This is a genomic window from Vibrio sp. 10N.222.52.C12, assembly GCF_041474215.1.
GTDB classification, from domain to species: domain Bacteria; phylum Pseudomonadota; class Gammaproteobacteria; order Enterobacterales; family Vibrionaceae; genus Vibrio; species Vibrio crassostreae_C.
Map to the genome: position 1 here is coordinate 1 of NZ_JBFRTR010000111.1, position 12,663 is coordinate 12,663.

Genomic DNA, 12,663 nt, shown 5'->3' on the forward strand with positions numbered 1-12,663 from the left:
CCAATATATTTGTAGTACAAATAAGATCGATAATTTGCTTTTAAAAGTTCCCTATATTAGGCAGCCAATAATGAAAACTTGAAAACCACTATTAGATACTGACAGGGATACACGGAAGTGAAATGCTTTTAACACACCCGTTACACTTTCCCCGTCCAATAAAAAGGTGTCATTATGAAGAAATACGTTCCAATCTTAATTGCTCTTAGTACGGTATCTTCTATGAGCTATGCAGCAACACCGCGTGAAGATGCTGTTGACTACTTACAGATGCGTAAAGGCGTGGCTTACCAAGTAAACCATTCAAAACCTTTCACTGGTCAATTTGAAGAGAAGTTCGATAACGGCCAAGTCGCGACCCAAGCTCAGTTTGCCGATGGCTTAGAACTTGGGCTAGAAACTAACTGGTATCCGAATGGCCAAGTCGCTTCTAAAGTGAATTACGTAAAAGGTGAACTGCAAGGCAAAGCTGAAACCTGGTATCCAAACGGACAGAAAAAATCAGAACTCAATTATAAAGACAATGAACTATCAGGCACCGCCTCTCGCTGGTATCCCAATGGGGAACAAAGCTTGACAGCTGAATACAGCGACGGACAAAAAGATGGATTGGTAACGGACTACTACCCGAACGGTAATAAGGCCAGCCAAGCGAAGTTTGATGAAGGTGAAGTCGCGAACGGAAAACTTACTCGCTGGAATACTAACGGTGACAAAGTTGAAGAACTGACCTTTAAAGATCACAAAGTCACCTCTAAACAGGTGTGGATGCCTACAGAAAGCTAAGCCTCAAGAACAGCTCTCACGGAGCTCTTTGATATAACTAAACGCCTGCTGTTAAAGTTTGCAGCTACACGTCTGCAACTAAGAGACAAGAGAAGAGAAGGGAAACGAACATTCATGTGATTAAGCGTGAATGTTCGTGGCTTTGATGCTGTAACAGACTCACTTGAGCGTGTTGTCATCAACCTAAAAGCCTATTCTTAAGCCGCGGTTTACACGCTTATTGAGCCGCACACGACTCTCTACTCAAATTTCAAATAAAAAAACGCTCATGTTGCCTGTATCAACATGAGCGCAAAGGTAGATCTTCACTACCATCTCCTACCTTTCTAAAGGAAAGCAGAAGTTATAATTAGAATAGTTGGGAGCAATAATCAAAATGCTCTTACAAGCACTTCAACGATTTCTTCTTTTTCATCAGTTTAGAGCGACTATATCCAATCGTTCTAACTCCGATCTCTATAGCAGGCTGTGTAACTGCCTTGCCTACTACACTTCAAACCTTTTTTGATTGAGGCTTTTTATCCCCTCACGGCAAATACATCGTACTTTTGGGTATGTTAACTTTTAGACTATCTTCGCTTTTAAACAAAGCCTTAGCCTTAAAACCATCATCCCAATGCAGCTATGAACCATAAGTTCATCCATTCACGTCGGTAGTCACTTAAAACTAACCGACAGAATCACTACCTAAAACCATACAGATGCATGTGCACCTGTTTAACGTACTGACGATATGAGTTGCCACATAAAGTTAGTAAATAATAATGTATTACAAATAAAAATGACAACTAAAGATTCAATTTTTTGCTGTAGCGCACATTTATTGATAGACAAAACTCAGAAAATCAACATAACCTGAAAAAAAACCATTAAAAAACAAAGGCTTAATTCAAACCCTAACTTTGTAACCCTTTGTAAATAGTGGTTTTATCATGACAACACGATCTAATTCACAGAACCTCACCATTCTAATCGCTAGCATATTTGTAGTATTTTAATTCAAAAGAAAGAGTAACCCTACACACGAAAACAAACGTCATCGCATTGAGCGTATAACTCCGCTTTACCTAAAAGCCGGCGTTGCTAGGGAAAACCCTGAATGGTGAAACTGGCAACTTAGACAGACTTTAGCAAGTTCACAATGAAAAAGAACTTAGCGGAAATATGGGCTCAGCGCGACGTAGAACGACTTTACCCAAAACTTTAATCCCAATACAACAAAGGGCTCAACGTTGGTCCTTTATTAACCATTTTTTATTTAGATACAGTGGAAACAATAAAATGATAAAAACGAATAAAGTAACGCTTGCAGTATTAGCAACTCTTTTTGCAGGCAGCGTGTCTGCGGCATCACTAGATTTTCGTGAAGAGTACAAGCACGATTCGGAAGAATGGGCTGGTCGAGTGAAAATTGGTGGTAGCACAGGTAATCATTACTACGGCGTAGAAATGAAGCACAAGGGTAACCTAAGCGAACTTCAACGTGGTGATAACGAATTTGAATACGGCTACCACTTCAAATTCGATAACAACTGGCGTGTAACAACTTCAATGCCGATTACTTTCGGTGATGAAGCGGTAACTTACAAACCGCAAGTACGTGTTCAATACAAATTTGATTCAGGTGTAACAACGAAACTTCGTTACCGCCATGAGTTCCGCAATTATGCATCAGGTAAAACTTCAACAGGCCTTGATGGTAAGCAACACGACTCATTAAATGCCGGTAAAATTACGGGTAATATCGATTACAACTGGAACGCTTGGCAGTTTGGCTTTGAAGCAAACTACAAAGAAGATTTCTTTAATGACGAATGGAAAATGGGTAACAACGGCGAGTACGAGTGGGACTACAACATGAAGATCGGCTACAAAGAAGCAGATTGGAGCTGGCGCCCATACGTAGAATTTGGCAACGTTCAATGTACAAGTGATACGGTGTGTGACTCAAGCCGTCAACTACGTAGCCGTGTAGGTATTACTTACAGCTTCTAAGCTGTTCCCTATATGAAAAGTCTAAGATGATAACTGCCTAATTTTCTAAGACCCAAACAAAAGCCAGCATAATCGCTGGCTTTTATGCTTTCAAATCAGTTCAGTCAACAATGATTCAAATAAGGGAACAAATGGCTTCCCTAGTGACTGATCCTATATAAAAATGATAGTGTCACTTCATCATTCGGAACCACTCGTTTCTGTTGAGCCAAAAATAGCTCCGCTGTTGAAACTGCATCAGCTAACGCATTGTGGCTGTTATACTCAGGAAGACCATACCTGTCACGTGTGCCTGCCAAAGTTAAATCTACCTCTTCATGATTACTGATCGCTTTCTCCATAGATTTTTCAATACACAATGTATCTAACCAAAGCAAAGGCACCGTTCTCAATCCGTAACATCGAAGTAGATATTGACTAATGAACTTCTCTTCTACAACACAAGCGTGCGCAACAATGATTTTACCTTTTGCGGCTTCAAAAAAGGTCAGCATGGCATCATGAATTGACGCGCCCTCTTCCAACATTTGCGGCGTAATGTGATTAATAACCGCGGTTTCTGCGTTGATCTGAGAGTCGTTGTTAAGATAGATGTGTTTGGCAGATGCCAAATCAATTCGCCCCTTAACCACATCAACCCACCCCATCGATAAAATCAGATCTTGTTCACTGTCTAAGCCCGTCGTTTCAAGATCTAACACAATATACTCACTATCTTTAGCCAAATCCGCCATCTCTGGACACGGCTGTTCAACAAGATCGTGTAATGCTTCAGGCAGTTTAACCGTATTTAGGTATTGCTTTCGCTTGCGCTTGACTCGCTCAAGCGGATGAAAATAATTTAACAATGCTCTCATTAGCGCGCTCCAAAACGAATTTTCGCCGCTTCTTGAAGGTCAGCAATGATCCTAAAGGCATCTTTCAAGTGTTTACGCTCAAAGCTACCAAAGCTATCTGGGTTGATGTTGTTGTCAGGCACATCCCCGTTCTTCAGCGCTTCAAGTTGATGGCCAAAACGGAAAGAGAGAATGAACTGGTAAGCACCCAGAATGTTCTTGAATGCATCGTCGCTCAGCATGCCTTTTTCATTGGCAGCAGCGAAACGTTCGTCAGTCGCCGACAAATCGCACTCCACAGCAAGGCCATAAATACGCGCTAAGTCGATAATCAAGTTGATCGCGTACTTCTTCACGTTCAACGTTTTCTTATTCTCACCTGACTTCTCTAGCACTAAGCTATTGAAGATGCCAAGTGGCGGGTTGGTATTGACCGCGTCTTTCACTAGCGTGCTTAAAAACTCACGGTTACCGCGAATATTGCTATGCAGCTCATCGCGCAGAATACCTTCGAACTCACTGTTGCCGTAGATAGTACGAATTTCTAGGAACACACTGATATTAAGCAAGCGTTCGTACTCTGGGTTAGCCACCCACTTCTTGTAGTAGTGCTTCCATACACTGAGTGGCTGACACCATTTTGGCGTCGCAGCCATGAATTTACCTGGACATAATGGGTAGTGACAGCTTGCTAAGCCGTTGGTCACCATCATCGCTAAGTGTTTGAAGTAAATACGGTCACTGTCGGTTGCATCGTCAGCAAGAACAATCGCGCTGTCTTGGTCCGACAACATGTGCACTTCATTACGTGCGTGCGATCCGGCTACGATCCAAGAGAAATCACACGGTGGTGGGCCTAACTTATCAATCGCTATTTGAATCAATCGACGGGTGTAGGCGTCCATAATCATGGTCATTACCTTGCCGACGGTTTCAGGCGCCACTTTACCTTCCACCAGCGCTTCAAAAATAGCTTGTCGCTCTGAGGTGAACGAAGACATGGTTTTCACGCTGCCCGCGTATTTGATTTTCTCGATCAAGAATATCGCTTGAACACGGTGGTTTTGAACCAAATGAGACGTAGTAAGAAGACCAACGACCTTATTCTCTTTCACAACGGGCAAGTTACGGATATTAAATTGCATCATGATAGAGGCCGCATGCAGCACCAGATCATCCGGTTTTACAGTAAGTGGAGAGTGCGTCATTACCTCTGAGATCAGGCTATCAGTACTCACGCCGTGGGCAATCACTCGCTTAGTCATGTCTCGGTCGGTGATCAAACCAACAATGGTTTCACCTTCATAGATCACGGCACACGGTGAGCGTTGATGAAGCATTTCAACCGCAACCGACTGGATGGTTTGCTCAGACTTAACAATTGCCACCTGCCCGCTTGCCACTTCCTCAACTTTACGAATGAACAGGCCTTTCTCTTTATTCGACCAGACCACATCCAGTGCCGACTTCAAGCGAACCTGCGCCTGTGAAGCAAAGTGTTCTGCGCAACTTGGAAAGGCTTTGAAAAGCGTTTGAAGTGCCGAGTGTGGAATCACATAAAGTAAGGTGTTTTCGATTGCGACAGCTCTATAGCCTTTTTCGTCGTTGACTTCAGAATCTAAGAACGTAAAGCCAAACAAATCTTCACTGCCTAGACGGGCACGAAGCACACCGTCCGATTTTCTTTGCTCCATAGATCCTGTTCGAATGATATAGAGCGACTTTTCTTTTCCTGACTCGCATAGATCGACGACATCCCCTTTGGCTAGATAGGTAATCTGAACATTAAAAGCGAGGTCACGAAGCGCTTCTTTAGGGATCTTATCGAAAGGGTCTATCTGACCGATGAACTGAAGAATATTTGGCAATAGAGACTGAGGCATATAATCACACTCGCATTAATTTGATTAGTATTATTATATAACTAACAATGCTGGTTACTAGCGGTTTTAGCAAAACAACGCACATAAGACTAAATATTGGACATCGGTCAAGTTTTCATCAATTTTGGATGTAAAAAAAGCACGTATTAAACGTGCTTTCAATAGATAACTGTCTGTAGTAACAGCAATTTTAGGTTGACTCCACTAGGTATCCAGAGCAACGCTCGATAGAAACGGCTAAGACCTTAGAGTTGAAACCTCACCCAAAACACTAAGCTAGCTTGCTACTGGCAATCTGTGGTTAGTATCTAATAGATGACTTGCAGAAGCTTGGCGTGCTTTATCACTGTTACCCGCCATGATTGCTTCATAAATTTGACGGTGTTCATTAATACACGTACTTCCCTCTTCTGAAGAATGAGAAATAAAGTTAACAAACATTGTCGTTAAGATATTGCCAAATGGAAGGTAAAAGTCATTACCTGTTGCATTGAAGATGAGGCTATGGAATTTCATATCAATATCTAGCCAACTGTCTTGGTTAAACTCTTCAGCACCTGATATTTCTACCATCTGTTGGAAAATGCCCGACAGTTCAATGCGTTGTTCAGCGCTCGCGAACTGAGCAGCCAATGCACATGCTTCTGGTTCAATCGCGCGACGTAAGCCCAAAAACTGATGACAGAATTGGTCTGTATCTGCCAAACCATCCATCCATTCGATCAATTGCGGGTCTAAAAAGTTCCAGAACGCACGGTCAACAACACGAGTACCGATCTTTGGTCGAGATTCTAGTAGGCCTTTTGAAGTAAGAAGCTTAACCGCTTCTCTTAATGCAGTCCTACTAATTCCAAATTGCTCACACAGAGCCATTTCACCAGGAATGATAGAGCCTTGAGGCAAATTGCCCGACAAAATACCACGTGCGATTTCACGTGCAACTTGCACATGAAGGCTTCGCTTAGAGCCTGAAATCGAATTGAAAGAGCCAGCCATGTGTCTACTTACTTATTAGATATGTATTATTTAACTCGGACTATAGCACTGATTTATATCTGCACCAACTAAGTATAAGAATAACGTGAGGTCACGAATGATATAGGCTAGCGAAGATTTTATGAATATTATAAGTATTTAGTTCATCAAACTAATTAAAAACATTTATTCATACAAATGGTTCTTATTTACACCGTTTTTTGTATGCGCAAACTCACAAAACGACTCTTACTCTCACTATTTATGTCGTTGATGATCAGTTTTGAGATGACTATCCTTGAATACTGCAAGTGTTATTGTATGATTTATTAACGCGAATGATCTACAATATAGGCGACTGTGATGTTTAACGATTTAAAAGGCAAACGCATTCTAATTACTGGCTCTACTGCAGGTATGGGCTTAGCTACAGCACGTATTTTCGCAAAGTATGGTGCAAAAATTGGTATCAATAGTCGTGCTTCTAGCCCAAAAGTTGATGACGTTCTATCTGAACTTACCGCACTGGGTGGCGATGTTGCCTTTTTTCCTGCAAACCTAATGGACACATTAGAGTGCGAAAGGTTAGTCAAAGAGTTCACTGATCATTTTGGTGGCATGGACGTGTTGATTAACAACGCCGGTGGCCTTGGTGGTCGCGCCAATCTAGAAAATATCGATGATGAGTTTTATGAGCGCGTAATGAACCTTAATGTTCGCTCTGCGCTGATGACAACCAAGTTCTCTATCCCGCACTTACGCGCCTCTGCTGCTGAGTCCGGGCAAACATCTTGTGTGATTAGCACGGGTTCGATTGCCGCTCGTGAAGGTGGTGGTGTGGGTGCTGGTGTATATGCCGCATCGAAAGCTTGGTTACACGATATCCATCGGAACTGGGTAAAAGAATTTGCTAAAGACAATATCCGTTTCAACATTGTTTCACCGGGCACTATCGACACCGCATTTCACGATGGCAAGAGCGACGATTTGAAAGCGACCATTGCTAACAACATTCCAATGGGACGCTTTGGCCATATTGATGAAGTTGCCCCTTCATTCGCTTTCTTTGCATCGCACGCTTGCAGCGGTTACATCACAGGTCAAATCCTAGATGTTAACGGCGGACAAATAACGCCCTAGTTAGCTGGTTTATATAAGCTCACTCAGCGATTTAAGTTCGCCACACTATATAAGGTTAACAGACCCGAGTAGATGAGGGAAAACCTCACACCAAATTCGACGTATACACTGACACTAAACACCAGATTCGTCTGGCTTTTAGTGTTTTCAAAGTTTCAATTTCAGGTGGTTTAAATGTCAATATTTACATTGGTGGAAGATTCAAGCCGCCGAATTCATGTTCAAGTGGCGAGACAAATTGCTCGCAAGATCTTGTCAGGCGAGTTAGAAGAAAATCAAAAGTTACCCAGCGAAATGGAGCTGTGCGAAATCTTTGGAGTGAGCAGAACTGCCCTTCGAGAATCAACTAAGCTACTTTCGGCAAAAGGTTTAATCGAGTCGAAGCCAAAAGTGGGCACTCGTATCAAACCGAGAACACAGTGGCACTTCTTGGACCCGCAATTGCTGTACTGGATCCAAGATTTAGAAGATACTAAACCCTTCTTGTCTCAATTTTTAGGCTTAAGAAAAGCGATTGACCCGGAAGCGTGTGCGCTCGCTGCAACCAATGCAACTGTAGAGCAACGCAAAGAGCTTTCGATTCTTTTCCAGAAAATGACCATCGCAGCAAATAGCTTCGATTATGAAGAGTGGACGACCAACGATCACCTGTTTCACCAAACGATTTTCTTATCGACAGGTAATCAATTTTACATTCCATTCGCGAACATTCTGTCGACTATCTTCAAGCAGTTTATCGACCACTCCGCTGAAGGCGGTCGCTTCTGTTTAGAAGAACACAAAGCGATTTACGACGCAATAATGTCTGGCGATGCCAAGCAAGCTCGAATTGCTTCTCAAGTCCTGCTAGACGATGAGAACCAAAAGCTCTCTAGGGTTGAATTAGCCATCGCATAACCGAGATTAACCAAACTGACTTGTTTTTCAAAGACACAAGTCAGTCTTGTTTTAGCACCCATTTTTTAACCATCAACTACCGTAGTGTTTTCTTCTTTAAACGCTCTACTCCGCCACCTCAGAGAAAGCTTACGGTTATACACATAAGGTGTTGTTTGTGTCTTCACAATCGTACGTAAGGAAAAATTTCTCTCTCGCCTGGCCCCTCGCCTTAAACGGTATCTTGATGCAGTCGATGTTGATGATCGACACACTGCTTGTCTCTCCTCTTGGTGAAATCCCTTTAGCTGCAATGGGGATTGCGACGACTATCGTTGCCTTTGTACTGGGAATTCAAATGGCGCTGGCAAACGGTACTCAGTTAGTATTAAGCCGCGCAGTGGGCTCTGGCATCGCCGCATCATTATCTAAAGCATTTTGGGCAGGGTTATTTATCAACCTTGGCGTAGCAACACTATTTTGGCTTCTACTTACTTTTTTCGAACAACCCTTGATTCAAGCTTTAACAGATGACGCTTCCCTTCACTTAGAAATCAGCCGCTATCTAGACATCTCGAAATACATCGTTATTTTTACCGCGTTAACGCAGGTGATCATTGCTTTATTTAATGCGCTAGGCAGAACTAAAGTCCCATTCAAAGGTTACTTAATTGAACTGCCTATCAATGCTGTACTCTCATATGTGCTGATTCATGGTTTTTCTAATTTTGAAGGGATTGGAGTACAAGGCGCTGCATTAGGCAGCATTATTGCAATAACGATCCGCTTGCTGTATTTGGTTTTGTGCGTGCATTTAAGCTCAGCGATTTCACTCAAATTAGACGCTCAGCGCTCTGAATTCTTTACCAACGTTCGCCGTCACTTTATCGAAATATTCCCTGTAGCAGCGAACGTGACCATGCTTTTGATTGGCGCAACGATATATCAATTGTTGTATTCGCAACTTAACATCAACGCTTACGTAGCGATTACTTTGGTGATGCCTTGGATCAGGGCTGTCTCTCAATTTATTACCGCTTGGGCTCACTCTTCCGCAATTACTATCAGCCAAGCGATTGGCTCTAAAAAGATGGATGACCTAGTCAAAAACGTCGATACCAGTATTGATATTGCGGTCGTCATTTCTTTTGTGTGTGCAATCTTGTTCGCAGGATTAAGTCTGGTTATTGGTGACATTTACCCGAACTTGGATGAGTCTACCTATCAAGCATTGGCCGTTATCGCCCCACTCTACATCTTCTTGCCGATTGTCCGTGGCTACAACACGGTTCATGGGAATGTATTAAGAGCACTAGGAAAAACGACCGCAGTCTTCAAAATCAACTTTACTGGTCAATGGGTAATTTCAATTCCATTGTGTGCATTGATCATCTTTGGATTAGACGGTTCTATCTTTTGGGCTTTCGCTATCCAACCATTCGAAGAAGTCGTTAAAGCTTTCCCATTCCGTCATTTGGCTCGAAAGTCTCTTAAAGAGTTTGATGCCGACAAAGCTAAAGAGTTGATGTATGACTAAACTCCGTATCGAGTTGCCGTCCTAAAATCTTCCCACGCGTTCTGAATACAACCTTGTCTTTTGACAAGGTTGTATTGTTTTAGCTGTACCATTCATTGGTAGGCTTCAGCACACCCTCATTGATACCAAGGTCACATTAATACCAAGGTCATCTTAAAACTCATATAAAACAAAAAGACCACTCAACATTCGGTTAAGTGGTCTTCGAAAATATTCCTTAAGGACTGCGTCTAGCTAGCCTATTGGTTATGCTATGTGCTATTTACCGTTCAACTTAAGCGCTGAGAAAGTCACACTGTTGTAATCGCCATTCTTTTTATCGATAGCGAAATCGCCAGTACCGCCACAACCAGGTCCCCATACAGGGTGAGAATCGCTCACGCTACATTGGCCGTATGCGCCCGCTTTGTAGTAAAAATCATCTTCAGCATAACCCGTTGGTGAATCAAGTTCATCGATGCCCTTACTCAGGTCGATTTCATACTTAACGGTATCGTGACGCTCGGTTTCAAACGTTAGGTACATCATGGTGCCTTTCACTTCCACTTTGTAACTAAACTCTTCACCAAGAGCAATACCCGCTTCACCCGGCTCTGCAGGGTTTTCCCACGTGTTACCCCACACTGGATAAGCGATATCGGCACGGTTAGGATCTTTTTTCTCTAGGTTACGTTCATAGTTCCAGAATACTGAACCCATTTCTTGGTCAGGAAACTTCTTATAGAAGATCTTTAGTGGTTCATTACCATGCCCATAACCGGTTCCAGCTTTGATTAGCTCATTATGTTTTTTAGCGTGAATCTGACCAACAACCACCGAGTGAGCTGGGTACTTTTCTGGGAACTTAGCGTTAACTGAGACGTGATTAACTTTTAATGTCGCTTCTAATGTTCCGCCAACAGCACTGTATTCACTAGCCGCTGGGTGACTCGACAGTGCCCACTGGTTTCCTTTATCAGCCGTATCGATAGAGAAATCTGCGCCTCTTGGCATTTGTCGTAATTCAGAACGCGCATTCTTCGAGTTTTTCGTCGTAATCGCTTGGTTCTGCACTTCAAATACAAGGTTGCCGTCTTTATCAAGATGGAAGAAATCACTATGTGAGTAGCTTATCATGGCTACCCCTTCTATTTCATCAACACGACCATCTTCATTAATATCTGAAGGTATGGTTATTTTCCAATTATGCATATCGAATTTATCGGCAGGTACGGGGTAAGAAACACCGTTATTTGCGAAAGTAACCATTGGTACAGTCGCTAATAGCGCCACTGCTAATATGTTTTTCTTAAACATGACTCATCCTTTATTGTTAACAGATACCGAGTACACACTCAGTACAGAAACCACTTTTGAACACGAATTAGTACTAAATATTTTCTCTTCGACTTAAATAAGCCAACCGATAAATAGAATTTACATTTAGCCATTTTGTAACTTTTATTAAACATCTGGCTATGGTTTATATTTATGCCTCTCAACATGCTCCCTATGTTTAAGCCACGATGGTTAAAATCATCATTATTAACATATAGAAACACTTAATATTTGTATTATTTTAACACATGCAAAAAAGTGAGTTTCTAAGGTTTGTGAATATGAGAAGTACGTCATGATTGATTTAATACACAAGCCCTAAATTGAGATATTCATAACATTTAGCTATATATTTGGGCCATTAGTCAGAACTTTTTGATAGATCTCACAGAAATCTGACTCAATAATAAATACCATATTTGTCATACATTAATTTAATACCATGTAAGGTATTGGTTTGTGAGCCACGGGTATATTGGATGTATCCAAAATAAAAAATAATAGTGAGACAAAGGTATGAACTCTGTTACAAAAATTGCTGCAATTGTTGCTACAACTCTTCTTGCAGGCACAGCGACTGGCGCAACTCTTGATTACCGTGCAGAACATAAGCATGAAGACGATAAATACGCGCATCGTATTAAAATTGGCGGAAGTACGAAAATAGCAGACGAGACAAAGCTATATTTTAGCGTTGAACAAAAGTTCGCTCCAAATGCAGAAGGCGATATATATAACCAATTGGAACGCGGAGATTCTGAGTTTGATTGGGGTGTTCGTTATGCGTTAGATGAAAAGTGGTATTTGCAGCCAGGTATGCCTATTACGTTCGGCGATGAAAAAACAACATTTAAACCACAGTTTCGTGTTGGGTATAAAGCTGACTTCGGTCTAACAACGGCTCTTCGTTACCGTCATGAATTCCAAAACTACACAGACAGTTCAAGCAGTTCTCTCACAAAAGTTAACGGCGACAAAATAGCATTAGCTGGTGAGACTGTTCAGCAAGGTAAATTTACATTGACTGGCGCTTATAAATTCCAAGACGAAGATTTAAAAAACCTTCAATTAAGTTATGAGGCGAACTACGTCAAAAGCTACGAAGATCAAGTCAAAGCGAATGGTGAAGATTGGGAATGGGATTTAGGTGTAAAAATCGGCTATAAATTCGATAACCTAAGACCTTATGTTGAATTTTGGACATCAGATTACGGCTCAGCGGAAGAGAATGAACGTCAGTTAAAAACACGCGTTGGTGTTACATACTCATTTTAAACATGGTGACTATCCATTCTTTAAAAAGGTTCATCGCGGCTTT

The 12,663-nt window shown here is 41.9% G+C and carries 10 protein-coding genes; 6 read left to right on the forward strand and 4 right to left on the reverse strand.

From position 1 onward, the window contains the following. Positions 1 to 174: 174 nt before the first annotated feature. Both AB4623_RS19140 and AB4623_RS19145 read left to right on the forward strand, forming a co-directional pair. Positions 175 to 786, forward strand: coding sequence for a toxin-antitoxin system YwqK family antitoxin (locus tag AB4623_RS19140; RefSeq protein ID WP_372147174.1), 612 nt, complete (start codon positions 175 to 177; stop codon positions 784 to 786). Between the two features lie 1,281 nt (positions 787 to 2,067). Then, positions 2,068 to 2,781: an oligogalacturonate-specific porin KdgM family protein gene (locus AB4623_RS19145; RefSeq protein WP_010438391.1), complete on the forward strand. Its 714-nt coding sequence runs from the start codon at positions 2,068 to 2,070 to the stop codon at positions 2,779 to 2,781. Between the two features lie 140 nt (positions 2,782 to 2,921). Here AB4623_RS19145 and AB4623_RS19150 read toward each other — a convergent pair whose 3' ends face one another. The 3 genes from AB4623_RS19150 to AB4623_RS19160 form a co-directional block, all read right to left on the reverse strand. Further along, positions 2,922 to 3,638 (reverse strand): 3'-5' exonuclease, encoded by a 717-nt coding sequence (locus AB4623_RS19150; RefSeq protein ID WP_010438390.1) that lies wholly within the window; start codon positions 3,636 to 3,638, stop codon positions 2,922 to 2,924. Next, the gene (locus tag AB4623_RS19155; protein WP_017061466.1) at positions 3,638 to 5,500 is read right to left on the reverse strand and encodes a DUF294 nucleotidyltransferase-like domain-containing protein; all 1,863 of its coding nucleotides are present in this window, start codon (positions 5,498 to 5,500) and stop codon (positions 3,638 to 3,640) included. The genes AB4623_RS19150 and AB4623_RS19155 overlap by 1 nt, the downstream gene beginning before the upstream one ends. A gap of 276 nt (positions 5,501 to 5,776) precedes the next feature. Beyond that, complete coding sequence (locus tag AB4623_RS19160) at positions 5,777 to 6,496, reverse strand: FadR/GntR family transcriptional regulator (protein ID WP_010438385.1); 720 nt, start codon at positions 6,494 to 6,496, stop codon at positions 5,777 to 5,779. Positions 6,497 to 6,838: 342 nt separating this feature from the next. On the opposite strand from AB4623_RS19160, the gene AB4623_RS19165 reads away from it, so the two are divergent. The 3 genes from AB4623_RS19165 (at position 6,839) to AB4623_RS19175 (ending at position 10,028) form a co-directional block, all read left to right on the forward strand. Further along, positions 6,839 to 7,615, forward strand: a complete 777-nt coding sequence (locus AB4623_RS19165; protein WP_372111537.1) for an SDR family NAD(P)-dependent oxidoreductase — start codon at positions 6,839 to 6,841, stop codon at positions 7,613 to 7,615. 174 nt (positions 7,616 to 7,789) lie between these two features. After that, positions 7,790 to 8,512, forward strand: a complete 723-nt coding sequence (locus AB4623_RS19170; protein WP_017063624.1) for a FadR/GntR family transcriptional regulator — start codon at positions 7,790 to 7,792, stop codon at positions 8,510 to 8,512. A 148-nt stretch (positions 8,513 to 8,660) separates the two neighbouring features. Then, positions 8,661 to 10,028: an MATE family efflux transporter gene (locus AB4623_RS19175; RefSeq protein WP_080582237.1), complete on the forward strand. Its 1,368-nt coding sequence runs from the start codon at positions 8,661 to 8,663 to the stop codon at positions 10,026 to 10,028. 258 nt (positions 10,029 to 10,286) lie between these two features. Here AB4623_RS19175 and AB4623_RS19180 read toward each other — a convergent pair whose 3' ends face one another. Further along, positions 10,287 to 11,324: a polysaccharide lyase family 7 protein gene (locus AB4623_RS19180; protein WP_372147176.1), complete on the reverse strand. Its 1,038-nt coding sequence runs from the start codon at positions 11,322 to 11,324 to the stop codon at positions 10,287 to 10,289. Positions 11,325 to 11,861: 537 nt separating this feature from the next. Here AB4623_RS19180 and AB4623_RS19185 point away from each other — a divergent pair. Continuing rightward, positions 11,862 to 12,620, forward strand: coding sequence for an oligogalacturonate-specific porin KdgM family protein (locus AB4623_RS19185; RefSeq protein ID WP_114633649.1), 759 nt, complete (start codon positions 11,862 to 11,864; stop codon positions 12,618 to 12,620). Positions 12,621 to 12,663 lie beyond the last annotated feature (43 nt).

Bases quoted from the DNA above. Each gene is read 5' to 3' on its own strand.
- AB4623_RS19140 (WP_372147174.1), top strand. From the start codon at position 175: ATGAAGAAATACGTTCCAATCTTAATTGCTCTTAGTACGGTATCTTCT.
- AB4623_RS19145 (WP_010438391.1), top strand. From the start codon at position 2,068: ATGATAAAAACGAATAAAGTAACGCTTGCAGTATTAGCAACTCTTTTT.
- AB4623_RS19150 (WP_010438390.1), bottom strand. From the start codon at position 3,638: ATGAGAGCATTGTTAAATTATTTTCATCCGCTTGAGCGAGTCAAGCGC.
- AB4623_RS19155 (WP_017061466.1), bottom strand. From the start codon at position 5,500: ATGCCTCAGTCTCTATTGCCAAATATTCTTCAGTTCATCGGTCAGATA.
- AB4623_RS19160 (WP_010438385.1), bottom strand. From the start codon at position 6,496: ATGGCTGGCTCTTTCAATTCGATTTCAGGCTCTAAGCGAAGCCTTCAT.
- AB4623_RS19165 (WP_372111537.1), top strand. From the start codon at position 6,839: ATGTTTAACGATTTAAAAGGCAAACGCATTCTAATTACTGGCTCTACT.
- AB4623_RS19170 (WP_017063624.1), top strand. From the start codon at position 7,790: ATGTCAATATTTACATTGGTGGAAGATTCAAGCCGCCGAATTCATGTT.
- AB4623_RS19180 (WP_372147176.1), bottom strand. From the start codon at position 11,324: ATGTTTAAGAAAAACATATTAGCAGTGGCGCTATTAGCGACTGTACCA.
- AB4623_RS19185 (WP_114633649.1), top strand. From the start codon at position 11,862: ATGAACTCTGTTACAAAAATTGCTGCAATTGTTGCTACAACTCTTCTT.